This window comes from Streptomyces xylophagus (genome assembly GCF_000716435.1).
GTDB lineage: Bacteria > Actinomycetota > Actinomycetes > Streptomycetales > Streptomycetaceae > Streptomyces > Streptomyces xylophagus.
In genome coordinates, this window is record NZ_JNWO01000007.1 from 262,328 (window position 1) to 285,076 (window position 22,749).

General features: G+C 70.5%; 21 protein-coding genes. 17 read left to right on the forward strand and 4 right to left on the reverse strand.

Annotated elements, in window-relative coordinates:
• Positions 1-73: 73 nt before the first annotated feature.
• The 7 genes from OO70_RS16250 (at position 74) to OO70_RS16280 (ending at position 9,197) form a co-directional block, all read left to right on the forward strand.
• Positions 74-1,660: a purple acid phosphatase family protein gene (locus OO70_RS16250; protein WP_078651428.1), complete on the forward strand. Its 1,587-nt coding sequence runs from the start codon at positions 74-76 to the stop codon at positions 1,658-1,660.
• A gap of 97 nt (positions 1,661-1,757) precedes the next feature.
• Positions 1,758-2,810 carry a LacI family DNA-binding transcriptional regulator gene (locus tag OO70_RS16255; protein WP_078651459.1) on the forward strand — a complete coding sequence of 351 codons (1,053 nt, stop codon included), beginning with the start codon at positions 1,758-1,760 and terminating at the stop codon, positions 2,808-2,810.
• 194 nt (positions 2,811-3,004) lie between these two features.
• Positions 3,005-4,306 carry an ABC transporter substrate-binding protein gene (locus OO70_RS16260; protein WP_043670679.1) on the forward strand — a complete coding sequence of 434 codons (1,302 nt, stop codon included), beginning with the start codon at positions 3,005-3,007 and terminating at the stop codon, positions 4,304-4,306.
• A 1-nt stretch (position 4,307) separates the two neighbouring features.
• A complete protein-coding gene (locus OO70_RS16265; RefSeq protein WP_043670682.1) occupies positions 4,308-5,312 on the forward strand; it encodes a carbohydrate ABC transporter permease in 1,005 nt (334 codons plus the stop codon).
• A complete protein-coding gene (locus tag OO70_RS16270; protein WP_078651429.1) occupies positions 5,302-6,174 on the forward strand; it encodes a carbohydrate ABC transporter permease in 873 nt (290 codons plus the stop codon). Before OO70_RS16265 ends, OO70_RS16270 begins: the two co-directional genes overlap by 11 nt.
• 271 nt (positions 6,175-6,445) lie before the next feature.
• Positions 6,446-7,759, forward strand: a complete 1,314-nt coding sequence (locus tag OO70_RS16275) for an MFS transporter (RefSeq protein ID WP_043670685.1) — start codon at positions 6,446-6,448, stop codon at positions 7,757-7,759.
• Positions 7,760-7,820: 61 nt separating this feature from the next.
• A complete protein-coding gene (locus OO70_RS16280) occupies positions 7,821-9,197 on the forward strand; it encodes a Fic family protein (protein WP_043670687.1) in 1,377 nt (458 codons plus the stop codon).
• An 11-nt stretch (positions 9,198-9,208) separates the two neighbouring features.
• On the opposite strand, the gene OO70_RS16285 is transcribed toward OO70_RS16280, so the two are convergent.
• On the reverse strand, positions 9,209-10,468 hold the full coding sequence (locus OO70_RS16285) for a glucarate dehydratase family protein (protein ID WP_043670690.1): 1,260 nt from the start codon (positions 10,466-10,468) through the stop codon (positions 9,209-9,211).
• A gap of 76 nt (positions 10,469-10,544) precedes the next feature.
• Positions 10,545-11,933 (reverse strand): glycoside hydrolase family 43 protein, encoded by a 1,389-nt coding sequence (locus OO70_RS16290; protein WP_043670693.1) that lies wholly within the window; start codon positions 11,931-11,933, stop codon positions 10,545-10,547.
• Positions 11,934-12,171: 238 nt separating this feature from the next.
• Here OO70_RS16290 and OO70_RS16295 point away from each other — a divergent pair, with 238 nt between their 5' ends.
• The 4 genes from OO70_RS16295 (at position 12,172) to OO70_RS16310 (ending at position 15,907) form a co-directional block, all read left to right on the forward strand.
• Positions 12,172-13,593 (forward strand): amidase, encoded by a 1,422-nt coding sequence (locus OO70_RS16295; protein ID WP_043670697.1) that lies wholly within the window; start codon positions 12,172-12,174, stop codon positions 13,591-13,593.
• A gap of 26 nt (positions 13,594-13,619) precedes the next feature.
• Complete coding sequence (locus tag OO70_RS16300; protein ID WP_234336851.1) at positions 13,620-13,838, forward strand: hypothetical protein; 219 nt, start codon at positions 13,620-13,622, stop codon at positions 13,836-13,838.
• A gap of 144 nt (positions 13,839-13,982) precedes the next feature.
• Positions 13,983-15,404, forward strand: a complete 1,422-nt coding sequence (locus OO70_RS16305) for a flotillin family protein (protein WP_043670703.1) — start codon at positions 13,983-13,985, stop codon at positions 15,402-15,404.
• 56 nt (positions 15,405-15,460) lie between these two features.
• A complete protein-coding gene (locus tag OO70_RS16310) occupies positions 15,461-15,907 on the forward strand; it encodes a type II toxin-antitoxin system PemK/MazF family toxin (protein ID WP_043670706.1) in 447 nt (148 codons plus the stop codon).
• 27 nt (positions 15,908-15,934) lie between these two features.
• On the opposite strand, the gene OO70_RS16315 is transcribed toward OO70_RS16310, so the two are convergent.
• Positions 15,935-16,759, reverse strand: a complete 825-nt coding sequence (locus OO70_RS16315) for a TIGR02452 family protein (RefSeq protein WP_043670709.1) — start codon at positions 16,757-16,759, stop codon at positions 15,935-15,937.
• A 280-nt stretch (positions 16,760-17,039) separates the two neighbouring features.
• Here OO70_RS16315 and egtA point away from each other — a divergent pair, with 280 nt between their 5' ends.
• The 5 genes from egtA (at position 17,040) to OO70_RS16340 (ending at position 21,719) form a co-directional block, all read left to right on the forward strand.
• Entirely contained in the window at positions 17,040-18,350 is a 1,311-nt protein-coding gene (gene egtA, locus OO70_RS16320; RefSeq protein WP_043670712.1) for an ergothioneine biosynthesis glutamate--cysteine ligase EgtA, read from the forward strand.
• Positions 18,347-19,678, forward strand: a complete 1,332-nt coding sequence (egtB, locus tag OO70_RS16325) for an ergothioneine biosynthesis protein EgtB (protein WP_051741288.1) — start codon at positions 18,347-18,349, stop codon at positions 19,676-19,678. The genes egtA and egtB overlap by 4 nt, the downstream gene beginning before the upstream one ends.
• Positions 19,678-20,451, forward strand: coding sequence for an ergothioneine biosynthesis protein EgtC (gene egtC, locus OO70_RS16330; RefSeq protein ID WP_043670715.1), 774 nt, complete (start codon positions 19,678-19,680; stop codon positions 20,449-20,451). The genes egtB and egtC overlap by 1 nt, the downstream gene beginning before the upstream one ends.
• A complete protein-coding gene (gene egtD, locus OO70_RS16335; RefSeq protein ID WP_043670718.1) occupies positions 20,448-21,410 on the forward strand; it encodes an L-histidine N(alpha)-methyltransferase in 963 nt (320 codons plus the stop codon). Before egtC ends, egtD begins: the two co-directional genes overlap by 4 nt.
• Before the next feature lie 93 nt (positions 21,411-21,503).
• A complete protein-coding gene (locus OO70_RS16340; RefSeq protein WP_043670721.1) occupies positions 21,504-21,719 on the forward strand; it encodes a dodecin in 216 nt (71 codons plus the stop codon).
• Between the two features lie 35 nt (positions 21,720-21,754).
• On the opposite strand, the gene OO70_RS16345 is transcribed toward OO70_RS16340, so the two are convergent.
• Positions 21,755-22,246, reverse strand: coding sequence for a phosphatase domain-containing protein (locus OO70_RS16345; protein ID WP_043670723.1), 492 nt, complete (start codon positions 22,244-22,246; stop codon positions 21,755-21,757).
• 69 nt (positions 22,247-22,315) lie between these two features.
• On the opposite strand from OO70_RS16345, the gene OO70_RS16350 reads away from it, so the two are divergent.
• A complete protein-coding gene (locus OO70_RS16350; protein ID WP_043670727.1) occupies positions 22,316-22,738 on the forward strand; it encodes a hypothetical protein in 423 nt (140 codons plus the stop codon).
• Positions 22,739-22,749: the final 11 nt, after the last annotated feature.

Genomic DNA, 22,749 nt, shown 5'->3' on the forward strand with positions numbered 1-22,749 from the left:
GCCAGTCCATGGGCAGGCGGCAATCGGTCGTTCAACCGGCGCTGCCAGCGTCGCGCCCATGAACACTCCTCGTATGGGCCTTCCCGACCGGCTCGCCGACACCCTGAGCATGCCCGAGCAACACGAGTACCTCCGCCGTGCCTTCTCCCGGCGCGGGTTGCTGCGCGGTGGTGCGGTCGCCGCCACGGGGGTCGCCCTCGCGGGCGCCGGTGGTGTCGCGGCGGCGGCGACGCCCACGCTGGTGACGGGTTCCGCCGCGTCCTCCGTGCACGGTTCGCTGGTGGCGCCGTTCGGCCGGCACCTCGCCTACGGTGCCGATCCGCGGACGCAGATGCGGGTGTCGTGGCAGGTACCGCTGCCGGTGAACAAGCCGTTCCTGCGGATCGGCAGAAGTCCCCTCGACCTGAGCCACCGCATACCGGCGGAGGTGCGCGACCTGTTCACGCCCGCCGGGATCGGCAAGAGCGCCGACATCGACCAGTACTACGTGCACGCGGCGCTGGACAATCTGAGCCCCGACACGACGTACTACTACGGCGTCGGCCACGAGGGCTTCGACCCCGCCGACGCGGGCGCCGCGCACACCATCTACTCCTTCACCACCGCTCCCCGGACGCACAGCACGCGGCCCTTCACCTTCACCGCTTTCGGTGACCAGAACCCGAGTTACACGTCGATCGGGCTCAACTCCCTTGTGCAGGCGCAGAATCCGGCGTTCCATCTGCACGCGGGCGACATCTGCTACGCCGAGGAGACCGGCCACGGGCTGCCCGGGGACGCGAGCAACTACGACGCCCGCCAGTGGGATTCGTTCCTGGCGCAGATCGAGCCGCTGTCGAGCCGGGTGCCGTGGATGGTGGCGTTCGGCAACCACGACATGGAGTCCTGGTACTCCCCGAACGGATACGGCGGCAACGAGGCCCGGTTCACCCTTCCCGGCAACGGTTTTGACGCCACGTCAGCTCCCGGCGTCTACTCCTTCGTCCACGGCAACGTGGGTGTGGTGTCGGTCGACGCGAACGACGTGTCGTACGAGATCCCCGCCAACATCGGCTACACCGGCGGCAAGCAGACCGCCTGGCTCGACAAGCGCCTCGGCGAGCTGCGGTCCCGCACGGACGTCGACTTCATCGTCGTCTTCCACCACCACTGCGCCTTCTCGACCACCAGCTCGCACGCCTCCGAGGGCGGGGTGCGCGAGCAGTGGGTGCCGCTGTACGAGAAGCACCAGGTGGACCTCGTCGTCAACGGCCACAACCACGTCTACGAGCGCACCGACCCGGTCGTCCAGGACAGGGCCGTACGGACCCTGCCGATCGGCGGCACCCACGAGCCGGCCCGTGGCGGTGTGGTGTACGTGACGGCGGGCGCGGGCGGCGAGAGCGTGTACAGCTTCCCGGTCGCCGACAGCTACGAGGGCCACGAGGACGCGGTCGACTCGGTGCCGACGTACTGGACGGGCAAGGACGGCAAGGTCACCGAGAACGTCGACTGGTCCAGGGTCCGTTACACCGGCTACTCGTTCATCCGCGTCGACGTCGCACCCGCCGCACCGGGCCGTACGACGACCCTCACGGTACGGGCGCTGGCCGCGACCGGCGCCGAGGTCGACCGCTTCACCGTCTCCCGGAAGGTCAAGAAGGCCGGACACGACTACTAGGGGACATGCAGCGGCGGTCACCGACGTGGTGACGGTGACCGCCGGCCGCGTACCGTTCCCTGCCGGGCATCCGCCCACCCCGGCTACAGTGCACAGCGTGTGGGCGGACAACCAGGAGCACGACCCGCGTGGCGAACGGACCCCGCGACCCGAGGGGACCCGGCGGCGGGCCACGATCCACGATGTCGCGCAACTCGCCGGAGTGTCCCGGCAGACGGTGTCCCGGGCGGTCAATGACAAGGGTGAGATCGACCCCGCCACCAAGGAGCGTGTCCTGGAGGTGGCACGCCTCTTGGAGTACCGGCCGAGCCGGTTCGCGCGGGGGCTCGTGCGCAAGGGCGCGGTGACGGCGGGGCTGGTGATCCCGGATCTGATGAACCCGTTCTTCCCCGAGGTCGCCGCCGGTGTGCTGGAGGCGGCCGAGGAACGGGGTTGGCAGGTCGTGGTGTGGGACTCCCGCACCGACGAGAACCGGGAGTTGCAGGCGCTCGACAAGTTCTCCCATCAGGCGGACGCGGTCGTCGGCTACTTCAAGAACCCGGACGACGTACTCGCCCGGCACCTCGGCGGCGTACCCACGGTGGTGCTCGAACGCGGGCCGCACCAGACCCGGTTCGGGGCCGTCGGCATCGACGCCGCCGCCGGTGTCGAGCAGGGCGTGGCCCATCTGGTGCGGGCGGGACACCGCAGGATCGGCATGCTCGACGGTGACCGGTCCGACGCTCCGGGACCCCGCCGCGAGGCCTTTCTGGCCGCCGTACGGCAGCACGGGCTGGCAGTCGACCGGAGTTGGGTCGTGCCCAGTCCCGAGCACAGCGTGGCGGGCGGCGAGGCGGCCATGGCCCAACTGTTCGACGCCCGGCCCGAGTTGACGGCCGTCTTCGGTTTCAACGATCTGATCGCCGTCGGCGCGATGCGGGCCGCCGCGCGCCGTGGTCTGCGGGTGCCCGACGATCTGGCCGTCCTGGGCTTCGACGGGTTGTCCCTGGGCGAGTTGGTGGAGCCCGCCCTGAGCACCCTGCACATCGACAAGCGGCGCCTGGGCCGGCTGGCCGTCGAGCAGGTCGCCCGGTTGAGCGCGGGCCAGGAGCCGTTGACCGGTGCCGACGCCTGGGTGATTCCCGAACTGGTGGTGCGGGCCTCGGCGTGACGCCGGCACCGCTCTCCGCAGCCGTAGAAGCAGTCGTAGAAAGCGCCAACACGACTTCCGTGCACGTGTCTTGACACTGGTTTTCGGCCGCCTCGATACTCGACGGCAACGTTCACGTGAACGTTCACGACCCCCGCGCCTTCCCCCCTCCTCCTCTCCCGGCCGCAGCATGTCCGGAAAGCGAGTGCGCCCCCATGGAAACGCGAACGATCTCCCGCAGACGACTGCTTGGGGCCTCCCTCGGCGGCGCGGGTGCCGCCCTGTGGGGACTGTCGGGGTGCGGGAGCGACCACGGCTCCGTCTCCGCCGGTACCGACCACCTGAGCATCTGGTACTGGAACGGCGCCCTGAGCTACAAGCTCCTCGCCGTCTCCGCCCGCGGTGTGCCCGGCGTCCCCGGCCTGAAGGTGAAGGGCTCGCCGATCGCCGGTGACTACAAGTCGAAGCTGCGCACCAGCATGTCGGCCCGGGCCTACGTGCCCGACCTGGCCTGCGCGAACTCCGACGTCTCGGTGTTCTTCCCCGACGAGGAGGAGTTCCTGGACCTGAAGAAGCTCGGCGCCGGTGCCCTGGAGGACCAGTACCTGGACTGGAAGTGGAAGAGCGGCATCAGCCCGACCGGCCGGATGATCGGCTTCCCGCTGGACGCCGGCCCGACCGCGCTCTTCTACCGCCGGGACCTCTTCGAGAAGGCGGGCCTGCCCACCGAACCGGCGGATGTCGCGGAGGCGACCGCCACCTGGGACAAGTACCTCGCGCTCGGCCGGACGCTCAAGTCCAAGGCGCCCGAGAAGCCGTTCCTGGTCTCCCAGATCAGCTACGTCTTCCGGATGGCCCTGTACCAGAGCCCGAAGCAGTTCGTGGACGCCGACAACCGCTTCATCGGCGACCAGCAACACGTAAGACGCGCCTGGGACTTGGCGGTGGAGACTTACCAACAGGGGCTCAGCGCCCGGGTGCTGGACAGCACGCCCGACTACAACGCGGCCATGAGCCGGGGCCGGGTCGCCTCGATGATCACGGCGGTGTGGGCCGTCGGCGGCCTCAAGGACGTGGCCCCGAAGACCTCCGGGGCCTGGCGGTTGACCGCGCTGCCCGACGGCCCGACGAACTACGGCGGCTCGTACGTGACCATCACCCGCTACTGCCGTGACCCCGAAGGCGCCTTCGCCTATCTGAAGTGGATGCTCGGTCCGGAGAACCAGCTGAAGAGCTATCAGGAGATGGCTCTGTTCCCCACCACCCCGGCCGCCTACAGCAAGCCGGCGATGCGCAGGCCCGACCCCTTCTTCGGCGGTCAGACACCCGTCGACGTCTTCGGGCCGGCCGCGGAGAAGGCCCCGGTCATCTTCTTCAGCCCCTACGAGAGCATCGCCAACACCCCTGTCTTCCAGGAGCTGACAAACGTGGAGACGCTCGGCAAGGACCCGGACAAGGCGTGGCGGGACGCCATGAACGCCTGCGAGACCGCGCTGTCCCAGCAGGGGGTGAGCTGAGTTGGCGACCGTGGCGGGAGCGGCGCAGGCGTCCGCGGCCGAGGCGACCCACCGCGTCAACACCGGTGCGCCGCGCGGGCGTTGGCGGCGGCACGTGCCGCCATATCTCGCCGTCTCGCCGTACTACGTGCTCTTCGCGGTGTTCGGCGCGTTCCCGGTGGGGTTCTCGCTGTATCTGTCCTTCCAGGACTGGGACGGCATCGGTGACATGCGCTTCGTCGGGCTCCAGCAGTACCGCTGGCTGCTGCGCGACTCGGTGTTCTGGCACTCGATCCTCAACACCTTCGAGATCTGGTTCATGTCGACGGTGCCGATGCTGTTCCTGGCGTTGGTCATCGCGTTCCTGCTGAACGCGCAGGTGCGCCACGCCACCGCCTACCGGGTCGCGTACTTCATCCCGAACGTGACCTCGATGGTCGCCATGACCATCGTCTTCGGGTCGGTCTTCGCCCAAGCGGGCCTGGCCAACTCCCTGTTGAAGGCGGTCGGGGCGGACGGTGTCGGCTGGCTGACGTCCTCGCTCGGGATCAAGTCGGCGATCTCGCTCATGATCATCTGGCGGTGGGTCGGCTACAACGCGCTGATCTTCCTCGCGGGCCTGCAGGCCGTGCCCACCGAGCTGTTCGAGGCGGCGCGGGTCGACGGGGCGAGCAGCAGGCAGACCCTGTTCCGGGTCCTGGTACCGCAGTTGCGGCCGGTGATCCTCTTCGCGGTCATCACGTCCACCATCAACGGCCTGCAGATCTTCACCGAGTCGCAGGTGCTCTTCTACTCGGACGACCCCGGCACCACCGGCGGACCGGGCCAGGAAGGTCTCACCATCGTGCTCTATCTCTGGCAAAAGGCCTTCAACGACCACCAGTTCGGCTACGGCGCGGCGATCGGCTGGTCCCTGTTCGCTCTCATCGCACTCTTCGCGATCATCAACTGGCGGCTGGTGTCCGGCTCCGAGCGCGACGACCGTCCCCGTATCTCCTGGCGCAAGGGAGCCCGCAATGGCCGCTGACCGGACGACCGGCGTCAGTGCGGGGCTCGCCATCGGCTCCGGCAGCAGGTTCTCCCGTGTCGGTGTGCGGGTGCTGCTGCTGTGCGGTGTGCTGGTCTCGCTGTTCCCCTTCTACTGGCTCGTGGTGATGGCCTCGATCACCACCCAGGAGATCCTGCGCTTCCCGCCCCGGCTGGTGCCGGGCACCCATCTCCTGGACAACATGCGGCAGGTGATCCACCGGATCGATTTCTTCGGCTCGCTGTTCAACACGGTCGTCGTCTCGGTGGTGGGTACGGCGCTGGTGCTGTTCCTCGACTCTCTTGCCGCGTTCGCCTTCGCCAAGTACGAGTTCCCGGCCCGGAAGTTGTTGTTCGGCGTCCTGTTGGCGACATATATGATTCCGGGCCAACTGTCGCTCGTGCCGCAGTTCGTCACGATGGCCGAGTTCGGCTGGGCCGGTTCCCTCAAGGCCCTTGTCATACCCGGCGCGGCCAACGCGTTCGGCATCTTCTGGATGCGGCAGTACGCCCAGAACTCACTCCCCGACGAACTCCTGGACGCCGGACGGATCGACGGGGCCGGTTTCTTCCGCCTGTACTGGCAGGTGGCGTTGCCGCTGTTCCGGCCGGCGCTCGCCATCCTCGGAATCTTCACGTTCATCAACCTCTGGAACGACTACATCTGGCCGCTGGTCGTCCTGGTCAACCCCGATCGGCTCACCCTCCAGGTCGCGCTGGCCAACCTCAACGTGGCCTACAACACCGACTACGCGGTGGTGATGGCCGGCGCCCTCATGAGCGTGATCCCACTGATCGTCGTGTTCCTCATCGGCGCCCGGCACTTCCTGCGGGACCTGGCGGCGGGGGCGACGAAGATGTGAGGGGCCACTCCCCCTCCCGGTCCCGGCATCACGAATCTGCGGACACTTCCGATTTCGGCATCGGAAATGCCGCGAATCCCTTGCGCAGACCCTGAGGAGATGTGCGTGCTGGATATGCCGCATGGCACGACTGCGCTATATTTCACGCCTCAACTGTCTTTGCCCGCAGGCGTTTTCCCCTCTCCCTCGCCTCCGCCGAATTCCTTTCGTCCCGGGCCGGCACCACCTGTATCCACCTCCGCGATACGTCTCACCGAAAGCCCCTCATTCCGTGGCCATCACCCTGCACGAGGACCGGCCGCCGGCCGGTCGCCATGCAGCCGTTCCGTCCGGCAGTCTCTTCCGACGGATCTACGCGCCTCGCACCAGTGACGCCCTGGCGTTCTCGATGTCGACGTACGCCATGCCGCTGCTGGTCCTGGCCATCACCCGGTCCTCGACGCTGACGGGTCTGGCGTTCGCCCTGGAGTGGACGCCGCGGATCGCCGCGTTCGTACTCGCCGGCAAGGTGGTCGACCGGCGCGGGGCGGCGATCGTGTGTTTCCTCGCCTCACTGCTGCGGTCCGTGGTGCTGGCGGCGGCGGCCGTCGCGCTGGCCATGCTGCCGCGCGGCACCGCGGAGACGGTGACCGTGCTGGTGCTGGCCGCGGTGACCGGCACCCTCACCCAGTTCAGCTTCGTCGCGAACGAGGCCGTGGGGGCGATCGTCACCCGGCGCGCCCAACACCGCCCCCACGGAGTGCAGTCGGTGCTCATCGGCATCGACCAGACCGCCATGCTCGTCGGCCCGCTGCTCGCGGGCTTCCTGCTGCTGGTGGGACCGGGTTGGATGCTGGGATGCCTGACCGCCCTGTCCCTGCTGGCGGCCGTACTCGGACTCCAGACCCCGCCCACCCCGCTGCGTTCCGCACGCCCCGACGGCGAGCCCACACCCGGCGGTCTGCGCACCGGGCTGCGCATGCTGCACCGACTGCCCGCCCTGCGCTGGCTGGTGGCGGGCCTGGCCTGTTCCAATCTCGCCCTCGGCCTGCTCCAGTCGGCCAGCCCGATCATCGTCGTCGAGAACTTCGGCCGCTCCTCCGCGGACGTCGGCACCCTGTGGTCCGGCGCCGCCGCCGCGACCCTGCTGGCGGTCACGCTCTGCCGGCTCGCCCTGACCCGCGTCGACCTGTGGGGCGTGGGCGTCGTGTGCGCGACGTTCGCGTCCGCGGCCTGCCTGGCCCTCCCCAACGCCCCGTCCTACGCCGCCTACACGGTCCTCATCGCGCTGTTCATGGCGGGCGACGGCGGCCTCACGGTCGTGCTGCGCACCCTGCGCTCGCTGGTCATCCCGGCCACGGCCTTCGGCACCACGCTCTCGCTGACCATGCTGCTTCTCCTGCTGCCCTTCCCGCTCGCCGGCATCCTCGTCGCGGTCACCCCGCCGGCGCACCTGGGCACGGCCGTCCTGTGTTGCGCCGCCGTCCAGGCGGTCGCGCTCCTCATCACCTTCGTACGGCTGCGCAACGAACCCACGCTGCGCGCGACCGCCGACCGAAAGCAGCAAGCCATGTTCCCGAACGAGCCGTCGACACCGCCGCGTTGACGGGCGCCGCCCTGCCGTAATTCGGTTGAACGCACGCCGGTCGGATGTGCAGGCTTGCGCCGTGTCGACGGAACTGATCCCTGGTGTGCTGAGCTGGGACGAGGTGGATCCCGCGCGTTTTCCCTTCGACAGCGGGTCGGCGGCGCAGGTGGTGCGCTCGCTCGGACCGGCCCTGCGGGTACCGGCCCGCCCCGATGTCCCCTACGGCGATCCCGTGCTGTCCCGCTGGAGTTGGGACGTGGCGAGGCCCTGGGCGGACGCCATGTCGTACGCCCTCGCCGAGCGCTTCGGCGGCTGGGCCGTGGGCTGGCGCTGGGCGCACGACGAGGGGGACTTCGACGGCGGACCGGTCGGCAGCTGGTGCTGTGCCGTGCACTCGCACCACGCGCCGGAGGAGACCCTCGACCGGGTGGTCGCCGGGCTGTGCGAGTGGCGCGAGTGGCTGGAGCGGCTCGCCGACCGGTTCGAGGCGTACCCGCTGGACCTGGCCGCCGTGGCCGACCAGCGGATTCTGTGGGAGTGCGGCGCCCGGAACCTGATCTTCCAGGCACTCGACCGCACCGGTTCGGGCAGCGGCTGGTACGGGCACTGCCGTCAGGTGCTCGGCTGGTACCTCAGCCGCTGGCGCGTCGACCCCGAGGTCGCGCTGGAGCTGGTCGACGAGGCGATCGGCGGACGGTTCCAGAGCTGGACCGGCCCCGACCGGGTGCTGGTCGACGACGTCGCGGAGCGCCTCGCCCGGTCACTGCACCCCGACGACGCCGTACGGCCGCCCGCCCCCGGACCCGTACCGGACCATCTGCGGAGCTGGCTCGCGGTGCGCGACACCGTGCCGTGGGAGGAGGCGCCGGACGGCGGTGGGGACGGGCCGGTGATCCCGGCGCGCGACGGCGCGGCGGAATACATACGCGCCTTCGACATCCCCTTGGACACCGCTCGCGGGGAGGGTCTGCTCACCGCCCTGGACCTGGTGCGGGCCGACGCGGCGCGCGGCGCCCCGCTCGACTTCGACCTGCTGCGCGGCTGGCAGCAGCATGTGCTGAACACACCGCGCCCACCGTCGTTCCGGACCCTGCCGGCCTTCGCCAAGCAGGGCAGGGAGCGCTACGGCATCGGCCCGGACACCCGCGAACGCCTCGACGCCTGCCTGGCCGAGAGCGCGCCGGACCCGGCCCACCATCTCCCGCTGACCGCACGTGCCGCCCGCGCCTTTCTCGACGTGTGCTTCTTCCATCCCTTCGACGACGGCAACGCCCGCTCCGCGTTCCTCACCCTGGTCTTCGTCCTTGCCCGCGAGGGCGTCGCACTGGACGGGATCAGCCTGTTCCGGCGCTTCGGCATGCCGGCCGACGACCCGCAGAGCGGTGTGATCATGGCCCGGTGGGTCGACATCCACCTCACGGAGACCCGACGCCGCGCTGCCTCAACCAGCGTCTAGGGACAGCGAGTTCACCACCTGGGGAGTCCCGGCTCGTAGTCGGGCCGGACCTTCCGCATGTACGCGGTGTCGTCGCGTCCCCGTACACCCGAGTCCAGGTACAGCCGGTGCAGCCGGTCGAGGGCGTCGTGGTCGAGTTCCACGCCGAGGCCGGGACCGGTGGGGACCTCGACCGCGCCGTCGCGCAGTTCCAGCACTCCGGGGACGACGATGTCGTCGGCCGAGTTCCACGGGTAGTGGGTGTCGCAGGAGTGGTCGAGGTTGGGGATGGTCGCCGCGACATGGGTCATGGCGGCGAGGCTGATGCCCAGGTGCGAGTTGGAGTGCATGGACAGGCCGAGCCCGAACACCTCGCAGACGGCGCCCAGTTCACGGGTCCGGCGCAGCCCGCCCCAGTAGTGGTGGTCGGTGAGGAGGACCTGGACGGCGCGCTGCTCGATCGCGGGCTTCAGATGTTCCCAGGCGATCACGCACATGTTGGTGGCCAGCGGTAGCGGCGACTCCTTGGCGACCTGCGCCATGCCGGGAATGCCGGCGGTCGGGTCCTCCAAGTACTCGAGCACTCCGTCCAGTTGACGGGCCACGTACGTCGATGTCTCCACCGTCCAGGCCGTGTTGGGGTCCAGGCGCAGCGGCTGCCCCGGGAAGGCCACGGCCAGTGCTCTGATCGCGGCGATCTCCTCGTCGGGCGGGAAGACGCCGCCCTTGAGCTTGAACGAGCGGAAGCCGTACCGCTGTTGCATCAGCCGGGCCTGGGCGACGATCCCGGCGGGGTCCAGCGCCTCGCCCCAGTCGTCGCCCACCGCGGGGCGGCCGTCGAGGGCGGGGTGTTCGGCCCATTTGTAGAAGAGGTACGCGGCGAAGGGCACGGCGTCGCGGACCTTCCCGCCGAGCAGGTCGCTGACCGGCCGTCCGAGCAGTCTGCCCTGTGCGTCGAGGCAGGCCACCTCGACCGCCGAGGTGGTCCAGCCGCGTTCGTGGGCGCTCGAGACGGTCGGCAGCAGGGCGTCGTCGATCGCGGTGACGAGGGCCGTCGTGTCGAAGACGTCCCTCCCCGCGACAATCTTCGCCGCAGCCTCAAGTCGCTCCAGCCTGACGGCACCGCCCGTGGACTCGCCGAGGCCCACCGTGCCGTCCTCCAGCACGAGTTGGAGGACGCACCGCAGAGCGAGCGGTTCATGGACGCCGTTCGCGTTGAGGAGGGGCGGGTCACGGAAGGCGATCGGAGTGACGATCAGTTCGCGGATGCGGGTTCCTGGCGTACCACTCATGCGCCCAGCGCCTCCAGGCCATGGCCGTTCAATTTCTCAGGCATCCTGCCCCGTTTCCGCGAACCGCAGTCCCTTCTCAGGCCCAGGCCGTCACGGGCACGAACGAACTGTCCGTCCGGAAGAGGTCCGTGCCGTCCGTCGGGTCCACCCGGAGTTGGTAGTTGTAGTGGCGGAGGTAGTAGCCGGGGTAGTTGTACGACTCGAAGCGGATCGCACCTGTGGTGGTGCCGGTCCGGGCGTAGAACGTGGCGTCCCCGGCGAAGGTCGCCGTGCCGTCGTTCGCGTCGAAGCGGCCCCGGAAGTCGTAGTGGCGCAGGTAGTTGCCGGCGGAGTCCCGGAAGGAGAAGCCGGTCGCGTCGGCCAGGCCGGCGACGACGGTGAACGTGGACGCCTGCTTCAGGGCGGTGGTGCTGGAGCTGGTCACCACCGGCAGGTTGAGCAGCGAGGACACCTCCTGCCAGTAGCGGGTCGTGTAGTTGGCGGACTGGAAGGAGCGGGTGACGCCGGTCGCGAGGCTCGGGCCGCCGGACACCGTCTCCTTGATGACCGTGAAGTGGCGTGCCGTACCGGAGAGGGTGGTCAGCGCGGTCGGCGCGGACCAGGTGGCGAAGGTGTCGTAGCTGTCGCTGTAGTAGTAGTTGCCGTCGCCGTAGCCGTCGAAGAAGATCCGCCAGCCGCCGTTGTCGAGCTGGACGACCGAGGGGCCCTCGCGGTAGCTGCCCCAGCCGGCCCAGTCGCCGGTCTTGGAGATCGTGTAGGGGCCGGTGAGGCTGGTGGCGGTGCCGTACTCGATGTACTTCGCCGTCTCGTTCTTGGTGAAGGCGTGGTAGGTCGAGCCGATCCGCACGATGTAGGTGTCGATGTGGTTGGAGCCGATACCGGACAGTGCGACCGGTGAACTCCAGGCCGTCAGCGCGGAGTTGGTCGCCTTCAGCCGGTACGGCGTGAAGATCCACTCGTCGTCGGTGGTCGAGCAGGACACGATGACGTTCACGCTGCCGTCGCTGTCGACGAACCACTCGGGCGCCCACGCGCGGGACAGGTTCGTGATCGGGACCGTGTAGTCGTACAGGAACGTCCAGTTGACCCGGTCGGCGCTGCGCGCGAAGCCGATGGTGGTGCTGACGTCCTCCCAGGTGTGGGTGGTGTACGTCAGGTAGTAGTAGCCGTCGGTGTGCTTGAACACGCTGGCGTCGCGGATGCGGTTGCTGGGCGGGGTGTACGCGGAGGCCTGGACGAGCCGGAAGTCGGTGGCGTCGTCCGACTGGTAGACGTTGACGGTGCCGTCGTCGCTGTTGAGGAACGGGACGATGGTGTACCGGGTGGCGTAGCCGCTCGACGGGGCGGCGGCCAGGGCCGTGCCGAGCAGTCCGGGGGCCTCGCCCAGGACGAGTGCCGAGGCGGGCAGCACGGCCATCGCGCGCAGCAGGGCGCGGCGGGACGGCGTGGGGGGACGTGTGGTCACGGGCGGCTCTCCCGGAGACTCGGACGTTCGTCATGTCGAACGCAGTTCGTGAATTCGGTCAGAAGGTAGGGGTGGGGCAGGAGCACGTCAATGGTTTGCACAATGCTGGACGATCTCTGTGGGACGTCTGTGGCGCAGGCCGAACCACCCACGCCCCGGCGGAAGTTGCCGCATCCGCACCACACCGGGCACCCGGACGTTACCGTTCGGTAGACAACGCGCTTCCGGAGGTGCCGCCATGACGCCCGACCGTTCCCCAGGCCTGGCCGAGTCCGCCCGCGCGCTGGCCGACGGGGAGGTGACGGCACGGGCACTGGTCAAGCAGGCCCTCGCGCGGATCGAGTCGACTCAGGCCTCCCTGAACGCCTTTCGGGTCGTACGGACGAAGGCGGCGCTCGCCGAGGCCGACGCGGCGGACAAGGAACTGGCAGCCGGAGTCCGCAAGCCGCTGCTCGGAGTGCCGGTCGCCGTCAAGGACGACACGGATGTGGCGGGCGAGCCGACCTCGTTCGGCTGCCGGGGCGAGTTCCCGCCGGTGGCGGAGGACGGCGAGGCGGTACGGCGGCTGCGCGCGGCCGGGGCCGTCATCGTCGGGAAGACCAACACCTGCGAGTTCGGGCAGTGGCCGTTCACCGAGGGGCCGGCGTTCGGGGAGACCCGTAATCCGTGGAACTCCCGTCATACGCCCGGGGGTTCGTCGGGCGGCTCGGCGGCGGCCGTCGCCGCGGGTCTGGTACCGGCCGCGCTCGGCTCGGACGGCGCCGGGTCCGTCCGTATCCCCGCCTCCTGGACCCACCTCATCGGCGTCAAGCCACAGCGCGGCCGTATCTCGACCTGGCCGCGCGGCGAGTCCTTCCAGGGCATCACGGTCAACGGCGTCCTCGCCCGTACGGTCGCGGACGCGGCCCTCCTTCTGGACGCGGCCAGCGGCAACCACGCACAGGACCCGCACCGCCCGCCCGCGCTCACCCTCGCGGACGCGGTGGGCCGCGATCCCGGGCGCCTTCGCATCGCGCTCTCCCTGAAGCCGCCGTTCACCGCGCTGCCCGCCAGGCTCCAACCGGAGGTGCGGGCCAGGGTCCTCGAACTCGCCGAGAAACTGGACCAGTTGGGGCACACGGTCGTAGAAGACGATCCGCCGTACGGTCAGATCGGGTTGACCTTCATTCCGCGCGCCACCGTCGGTCTCGCCGAGCGGGTCCGCGAGGCTCCGCACCCCGAACTCCTCGACCGCCGCACGCTGGACGCCGCCCGTCTGGGCCGACGGCTCGGCGGGGCCCCGCTGCGGGCGGCCCGGCGCGCGGAGGCGGTCCTGCACGACCGGTTCGGCGCGTTCTTCGGGAGGTACGACCTGGTCCTCGCGCCGACAACTGCCGCTCCCCCGCCCCTCGTTGGCGCGATGCTCGATCTGAGCGGCCTGGCCACCGACCGCGCGATGATCGCCGCGTGCCCCTACGCGTGGCCGTGGAACATCCTCGGCTGGCCCGGCGTCAACGTCCCGGCGGGCTTCGTGGCGGGCGGACTCCCGGTCGGCGCCCAGCTGTTGGGCCCGGCGAACAGCGAGCCGCTCCTGCTGTCGCTCGCCGCGCAGTTGGAGGCGGACCTGCGCTGGCACGAGCGGTGGCCCGAGCCCGCCGTCACGGATTCTCCAGCGGCATAGCCGAGTCGGGCCCGTACTCTGTGACCATGGACGATGTGCCGATGGTCGGGCTGATGGGGCGGGTCACCGGGACGGTCGGGCCCGGGCTCGTCGGCGAGGTGATCGTCCGGGTGCGCGGGGGCGCCGAACACTTCCTCGCGTACGCCGCCACCGGCACGGGCCGGATCGAGCGGGGCACCGTGGTGATGGTGGTGGAATACCTACCTCCACGCACCATCTACGTAACAGAGGCGTACGACAGTTGAGCATGCTCCCCCGCAGGTGAGAGCCGTTTCAAGGCTCTTCGCGTCAAGACTGCAACAAGGATCCGTCAGCGTCTGTACCCCTGTGTCGCGCAGGAGCACACTCCCTTCGTTCGGTGCTGTAAGGGCACCATCACAAGGGGGCGAATGCCGATGGTTGTCGGCGTCGTAGTGGGGCTGGCGGTTGCCGCCGTTCTCGTACTGGTCGGTCTGTTCAAGTCGATGTGGCGGGTCGCGGAACCGAACGAGGCACTCATCATCTCGGGCTCCAAACACCGTACCGAAGGCCTTGAGCCGGGCATGGGATTCCGTATCGTCACGGGACGCGGCACGCTGGTGCTGCCCGGCGTGCAGGCGGTGCGCAAGCTCTCCCTCGACCTCAACGAGACAGAACTGCATGTGGACTGCGTGACCACCCAGGGGATTCCGCTCAGGGTGCGGGGCGTGGTCATCTTCAAGGTCGGCGACGACTTCGTGTCGATCGCCAACGCGGGCCGGCGTTTTCTCGACCAGCAGAAGTTGATGGCGGAGCGGGTGCACAACGTCTTCGCCGGTCATGTCCGGTCCATCGTGGGCGGGTTGACCGTCGAGGACATGATCCGCGACCGGGACAAGCTCACGGGACAGACCCGGGCCGCCTGCGGCTCCGAGATGGAGAAGCTGGGCCTGATCGTGGACTCGCTGCAGATCCACGAGATCGAGGACCCGACGGGGTACATCAAGAACCTGGCGATGCCGCACGCGGCGGCCGTGCAGCGGGACGCGCGGATCGCGCAGGCGGAGGCGAACCGGCGCGCCACCGAGGCGGAACAGGCCTCGTTCGCGCGGATGGCGGAGGCCACCCGGGACAGCGAGATCCTCCAGGCCGGCTATCAGGCCGAGCGGGACAAGGCGGCGGCGGAGGCGCAGCAGGCCGGTCCGCTCGCGGACGCGGCGGCCCGGCAGGAGGTCGTGGTCCAGGAGACCCGGGTCGCCGAACTCGAGGCGCAGCGCCGGGAACAGCAACTCCAGGTGGACGTCCGCAAGCCGGCGGACGCCCAGGCCTACGAGAAGCGCACCCTCGCCGAGGGTGAGCGCGACGCCCTGATCTCGGGAGCGCAGGCCAGGGCCAGGGAGACCGAGTTGGCTGCCGCCGCCGAGGCGACCCGGGTCAGGGCGACCGGTGAGGCCGAGGCCGCCGCCGTGCGGGCGAAGGGGCTCGCGGCGGCCGAGGCCACCAAGGCCAAGGGGCTCGCGGAGGCGGAGGCCATCAAGGCGCGGGCCGCGGCTCTCGCCGAGAACCAGGAGGCCGTGGTCGCGCAGCAACTCGCCGAGAACTGGCCGGAGATCGTGAAGGCCGGCGCGTCCGCGTTCGGCAGCGTCGACAACATGGTGGTCCTCAACGGGGCCGACGGCATGGCGGAGATGCTCGCCAAGGCGCTCACCATGGGCGGTGCGGGACTCGGTCTGGCCCGCCAGCTGCTGGCCTCGATGAACGAGAACGGGCAGACCCCCAGCGGGACTTCGGCCCTCAACGGAGCTGTGCAACCGCCGTCGCAGAAGGTGCCGGTGGAGACGGACGAGAAGTGATCGTCTGACGGGCGCCCGGCGTCCGCGGTCACGGGGGCACGTTCTAAGGTGCCTCCGTGACCGCGTATACCGATGAGAACGTTCCGGGCCGCTTCGGCCCCTCCGCCACCACCGAGGCCGACCCCCGTGAGGTCGGCAAGGTGCGTACCGAGTACTCCCCCGCGCACGACGGCGACCCGGACCCCGGTGAGATCGTCTGGACCTGGGTGCCGTTCGAGGAGAACGACGGCCGGGGCAAGGACCGCCCGGTGCTCGTCGTGGCCCGTGAGCCCGGCGGGACCCTGCTCGCCGTCCAGTTGTCCAGCAAGCGGCACGACGGCGACCGCGAGTGGGTGGCGATCGGCAGCGGCCCGTGGGACAAGTCGGGGCGCGACTCGTGGGTCGACGTGGACCGCGTCCTGCGCCTGCACGAGGAGGGCATGCGCAGGGAGGCGTGCGCGATCGACCAGATGCGCTTCAACCTCGTCCGGCACCGGCTGCACGAGCGCTACGGCTGGACCTGAGCGGCCGGTACTGCCGGACCTGAGCGGCTAGCTCTGGAGCTGGCGCTCCGGAAACGCTCGTAGGAAGGCGTCCCGGACCGTGGCGCCCGGCGTGCGGTCCAGGACTCCGAACACCACGTGCTCGAAGGCCGCGGCGAACCGTCCGTCCGGCCCGAGCAGCGTGCGGAAGGCGCCCGCGACCTGGGCCGGGTCGTTCTGGAACACTCCGCAGCCCCAGGCACCCAGGACCAGCCGCCGGTAGCCGTGCGCCACGGCCGTCTCCAGCACCCGCTCCGCCCGTACGGCGACGGCGCCCGGCAGCTCGGCCGCGCGCTCCGGTGCCGTGCGCAGCACGACCCCCGCATTCGGTGCGGCGGCGGTCAGGAATCCGGCGGTGTACGGCTCGTCCAGCAGGCGGCCCTTGTCGTCGCGGAAGACGGGGACGGCCGGTGAGTGGATGACCCGGTCCGTGTAGAACGGTTCGCGGTGGGCGCGGTGGTGGTCGTAGAAGCCGCGGGCCTGAAGCAGGCACGTGTACAGCGCGGAGGCGCGGCACAGGGCCTCCTCCTGGGCCTGTGCGCCGTTGAGGAAGCCGCCGCCGGGGTTGCGGGCCGAGGCGAAGTTCAGCACGGCGACCGGGCCGGTGAGCCGGCGGGCGGCCTCCAGGCTGCTCTCGCCCGTGACCTCGATGAACGTCTCCACGGGCGGGAACGGTGGTATCTGCACCGGTTCCGGTCCGAAGAGGCGCGTGCCCGCGCGGGCCGCCTCGGTCTCCGCGGCGATGGACACCTCGCGTCCGTCCGTCGCGCGGTAGGTGCCGGCCGCGACGATCTGCTCGGTCTGCTGCGCGATGCCGCGCAGGCGCGCGCTCATGGCATAACCCCCGTGTACGCCATGAGCGCGCGCCCCGCGATCTCCCCCGTGTTCTCCCCCGTCGTGCTCATACAGGCATCGTGCGCGATGCTGGTCGTGCGGTGCAACGGAGTTTCCGGGCTCCGCGAACGCCCGGCGAACCGGAGATTACCGATCCCGAACGTGCCGATACGCACCCTTGTGCGACGCGACGCGAGGGTCTTGGGTGGTACGAGTGTGCCGACCCGGGCCCAACCGAGACCGGGCCGGTGGCATGGTGGAATCTCAGGAGGATCCCGACATGTCCGATACGGCAAGTGACTGTAGCGACTGTACGGAGCCCCGTACCGCGGTCACCGAACCCGAGGTGGAGGCCCTGGTCAGGGGCATCTGCTTCAAGACCGGTCCGCCCCGCACGCTCGGGGTCGAAGTGGAATGGCTCGTCCACGAGCTGCGCCTGCCGCAGCTCCCCGTGACACCCGAACGACTCGAAGCGGCCTACGCCGCGTTGAAGACCGTGCCTCTGAGGTCGGCGCTCACCGTCGAGCCCGGCGGCCAGCTGGAACTCAGCTCGTCGCCCGCCACCTCCCTGATGGAGTGCATCGGTTCCGTCTCCCAGGATCTCGACACCGTCCGCGCGGTGCTGCGCCGCGACGGCCTGGGACTGGTCGGCATCGGCCACGATCCCTGGCACCCGCCGCGCCGCTTCCTGCACGAGCCGCGCTACGACGCGATGGAGCGCTGCCTCGACCGCACCGGCACCGCGGGCCGCCGCATGATGTGCACCTCGGCGTCCGTGCAGGTATGTCTGGACGCCGGCTACGAGGAGCCGGGTCCGCTCGGCCTCGGGCGGCGCTGGTGGCTCGCCCACCAGCTGGGCGCGGTCCTGGTGGCCGCGTTCGCGAACTCCCCGCTGGTCGGCCGCAGCCCCACCGGCTGGCGCTCCACCCGGCAGCTGATCTGGATGGAGATCGGCCCCGGCCGGGCGGGCGGACCGACACTGGACGCGGCACCGCGCGACGCCTGGACCGACCACGTCCTGGACTCGCCGGTGATGTGCATCCGGCAGGACACCGGCCCGTGGGACGTCCCGGAGGAGCTGACCTTCCGGGAGTGGATCAGGTCGGGGGCGCCCAGGCCGCCGACCCGTGAGGACCTCGACTACCACGTCACGACGCTGTTCCCGCCGGTCAGACCGCGTGGCCATCTCGAACTGCGCATGATCGACGCGCAGCCCGGAGACGACGGCTGGATCGTGCCGCTGGCCGTGACGACGGCGCTGTTCGACGACCCCGAGGCCGCCGAGACCGCCTACCGGGCCGTGAAGCCGCTGGCCGAGCGGGCCCAGGGGCTGCCCGCCCCGCACAATCCGCTGTGGATCGACGCGGCCCGCTACGGCCTGTCCGACCCGGAGCTGCACGAGGTCGCCCTCGTCTGCTTCGCGGCGGCCCTGGAGGCCCTGCCCCGGCTCGGCGCCACCGCCGTGGTCACGGACGCCGTCCGCGCGTACTTCGACCGCTATGTCGTCCGGGGCCGCTGTCCCGCCGACGATCTGCTCGACCGCGTGCGGGGCACGGACAGCCGCCCGCACGGGAAGGACATCCGCACATGACCGACGCCGACACCACCGTTGATGACATCGATATCGAGGCACTCCGCGAACGGGCGTTGACCACCCTCACCACGGCCCGGGACCGCACCACGCTCCTGACGAGCTGCGTGGACGAGCCCGAACTCACCGCGCAGGTCTCGCCGTTGATGTCCCCGCTGGTCTGGGACCTCGCACACATCGGCAACCAGGAAGAGCTGTGGCTGCTGCGGGCCGTGGCCGGCCGGGACGCGATGCGGCCCGACATCGACGGCCTCTACGACGCGTTCGAGCACCCGCGTTCCGAACGCCCCTCGCTGCCGCTGCTGCCGCCCGCGGAGGCCCGGCAGTACGCGGCCGAGGTGCGCGGCCGGGTGACGGACGTACTGGAGAGCCACGCCTTCCGCGGGACACGGCTGACCGAGCTGGGCTTCGCCTTCGGGATGGTCGCCCAGCACGAACAGCAGCACGACGAAACGATGTTGATCACCCATCAGCTCCGCACGGGCCCGCAGGCGTTGACCGCTCCGGACCCGGAGCCGGTCCCGCTGTACACCGGTCCGCCCGAAGTCCTCGTCCCCGGCGGCCCGTTCACGATGGGCACCTCCACCGAACCGTGGGCCCTGGACAACGAGAAGCCCGCGCACCGGCGCGAGGTGGCCCCCTTCTACATCGACACGACCCCGGTGACGAACGGCGCGTATCTGGCGTTCATCGAGGACGGCGGCTACGACGATCCGCGCTGGTGGACGAAGGAGGGCTGGGCCCACGTCCGCCGCAACTCCCTTACGGCACCGGGGTTCTGGCGCCGGGAGGCGGGCCAGTGGCTGCGCCGCCGGTTCGGCGTCACGGAGGTCGTACCGCTCGACGAGCCGGTCGTGCACGTCTGCTGGTACGAGGCCGACGCCTATGCCCGCTGGGCCGGACGCCGGCTGCCCACGGAGGCCGAGTGGGAGAAAGCGGCCCGCCACGACCCGACCAACGACCGCTCCATGCGCTACCCGTGGGGCGACGCCGACCCGGCCCCGGAGCACGCCAACCTCGGCCAGCGCCACCTGCGCCCGGCACCCGCCGGCAGCTATCCGGCGGGTGAATCGCCGCTCGGCGTACGCCAGTTGATAGGTGACGTGTGGGAGTGGACGTCCAGCGACTTCCTCCCCTACCCGGGGTTCAAGGCGTTCCCGTACAAGGAGTACTCGGAGGTGTTCTTCGGCCCGGAGTACAAGGTGCTGCGGGGCGGTTCGTTCGCGGTGGACGAGGTGGCCTGCCGGGGCACGTTCCGCAACTGGGACTATCCGATCCGGCGGCAGATCTTCTCCGGGTTCCGCACGGCCCGCTCGGGGGCCGTCTGATGTGTCGTCATCTGGCGTACCTGGGACCCGAGGAGCCGCTCGGCCGGCTCCTCGTGGACCCTGAGCACAGCCTGTACCGCCAGTCCTGGGAGCCCCGGCGGCAGAAGCACGGGACGGTCAACGCCGATGGTTTCGGGGTGGGTTGGTACGCCGAGGGCGACCCGGTGCCGGGCCGCTACCGGCGGGCCGTGCCCATCTGGGGCGACCAGTCCTTCGCCGATCTGGCACGCGTGGTCCGCTCGGGCGCGCTGCTGGCCGCCGTACGGGACGCGACGTTCGCGGGTGCGGACGGGGAGGCCGCGGCGGCGCCGTTCGCCACGGGCCCCTGGCTGTTCAGCCACAACGGCGCGGTCACCGGCTGGCCCCGCACGCTCGCGGCCCTGGCCCAACGCCTGCCACCGGTGGACCTGTTGTCCCTGGAGGCCCGCTGCGACTCGGCGTTCGTCTGGGCGCTGGTCCTCAACCGGCTCCGGGCGGGCGACGAGGAGGGCCAGGCACTGGCCGACACGGTGACGGAGGTCGCCCATGCGGCCCCCGGCTCCCGCCTCAACCTCCTTCTCACCAACGGCGAGACGATCGCCGCGACCGCCTGGGGCGACACCCTCTGGTACCTCTCGGAGCCCGGCCGCCGCACGGTCGTGGCCTCCGAGCCCTACGACGACGACCCGCACTGGCAGGAGGCCCCCGACCGCACTCTGCTCACCGCGACCCGCACCGAGGTCCTCCTCACCCCCCTGAAAGACCTCGCACCACCGAAGGAGCCCCGCACGTGAGCCCGTTCCTTCTCACCCGCACCCTGCCCGAGGACGCCACCGACGCGGCCCTGCGCGCCGACGTCCTGGAGGGCCTCACCCGCACCCCGAAGACACTCCCGCCGAAGTGGTTCTACGACGCCCACGGCAGCGAACTCTTCGAGCAGATCACCGAGTTGCCCGAGTACTACCCCACCCGCGCCGAGCGCGAGATCCTCGTCGACCGGGCAGGCGAGATCGCCGCCGCGACCGGCGCCCGCACCCTCGTCGAACTGGGCTCCGGCTCCTCGGACAAGACGCGCCACCTGCTCGACGCGCTCACCGACCTGGCCGTGTACGTCCCGGTCGACGTCAGCGAGAGCGCGCTCACCCAGGCCGGGCACGCCCTCATCGAGGAGCGCCCGGGCCTGAACGTGCACGCCCTGATCGCCGACTTCACCGGCGCCCTGGCCCTCCCGGAGACACCGGGCCCGCGCCTCCTGGCGTTCCTCGGCGGCACCATCGGCAACCTGCTCCCTGCGGAACGCGCCACGTTCTTCGCCGGCCTCCGCGCCCTGCTCTCCCCCGGCGACGCGCTGCTGCTCGGCACTGACCTGGTCAAGGACGAGCAGGTCCTGGTCAGGGCGTACGACGACGCGGCCGGGGTGACGGCCGCGTTCAACAAGAACGTCCTGACCGTGGTCGACCGCGAACTCGGCGCCGACTTCGACGCCGGCGCCTTCGACCACGTAGCCCTCTGGGACAGCGCCAACGAGTGGATCGAGATGCGACTGCGCTCCCGCACGGACCAGACCGTGAAGATCCCCGCGCTCGATCTCGCCGTCGACTTCGCGGCGGGCGAGGAACTCCGCACGGAGATCTCGGCGAAGTTCCGCAAGGAGGGCGTGCGGACCGAACTCTCCACCGCGGGCCTGGAGTTGGCCCACTGGTGGACCGACCGGGAGGGGCGCTTCGCGCTGTCACTGAGCGTGGTGCGCTGACGGCGGGTGACGGGCCGTCTCGCGTACCGCCGCACCTTGGGGCACGGTGGAGTGACGCGTGACGCGCCCGTCACGGCCGAGAGGAGTACCCGCATGTCCAACCACACGTACCGGGTCACCGAGATCGTCGGCACCTCTCACGAGGGCATCGACCAGGCCATCCGCAACGGCGTCGCCCGCGCCGCGCAGACCCTCCGCGGCCTCGACTGGTTCGAGGTGACGCAGGTCAGGGGCCAGATCGAGAACGGGCAGATCGAGCACTTCCAGGTCGGCCTGAAGGTCGGCTTCCGCATCGAGGACGAGGACTGACACCGTAGAGGCGAGAGCCCTAAGGACGACAGCCCTCAGGTCCGGCCCTCCCCCTCCTGTGCCGCCTCCAGCGCGGCGGAGGGGGCGGTCCAGCGGGCCCGTACGACCCTGAACCCGGCCCGTTCGGCGTCGTCGCACACCAGCTCGTCGTCGTCCACGAGAACCCGGATCTCGCGGTCGCGGGCGAGCTGCTTGAGTTTCTCCAGCTTGGTGCGCCGGGCGGGTCTGCGGTCGTCGTTGCGCCGCATGAAGACCCGCCCCTCGGGCAGCCCCTGCGCGACCAGCCAGGCGAGCGTGTCGCGCCGGCAGCGCTCGGGCCGCCCGGTCAGATAGACGACCTCGCACTCCTCGGCGCACTCCAGCGCGAGCGCGATGCCCTCCGCCAACGGCGGGTCCTGCGGCGCGGCGCCGAAGAAGCCGTCCCAGTCGCGCGGCTTCTTCTCCAGGAACCGCTGCCGGTGGGCCGTGTCGGCGAGGGTGTTGTCGAGGTCGAACACGGCGAGTGGCCGCCTGTTGTCAGCTGTCACCGGGCCACCATAGACAGCCCCCGCACCCCGACGGCGACCGCCCGGGGCCCTGGCCTCATGCTTCTCTGTATGTCTGCCGCTGCTCCCGCCCCCCGTACGTTCCTGATCGGCGCCGCCCGAGAGCGCCCCTGCACCCTGGTCGTCTGCCGGGGCTGCTGCTGCGGCGACCCGCGCAAACACCCCGGCACGGACCACGCCTGGCAGCTGGAACGACTGCGCGCAGGAGCCGCCGAGCACGGCTTCGTGGTCCGTACGACGGACTGCCTGGGCCCCTGCGACCAGGCCAACGTGATCGTGGTCCAGCCGTCGGCCGCGGGGCGGCGGGCCGGCGGGCGACCGACCTGGGTCGGGTTCGCGATGGACGACGACTGCACGGAGGAAGTGCTGGAGTGGGCGGCGGCGGGCGGGCCTGGGGTCGCCGAGCCGCCCGTCACGCTGGAACTGCAGTTCATCGACCCGCCGAGGGACGCGCGCGTCCGGTCCCGGCGGTGAGTGCCGGGACC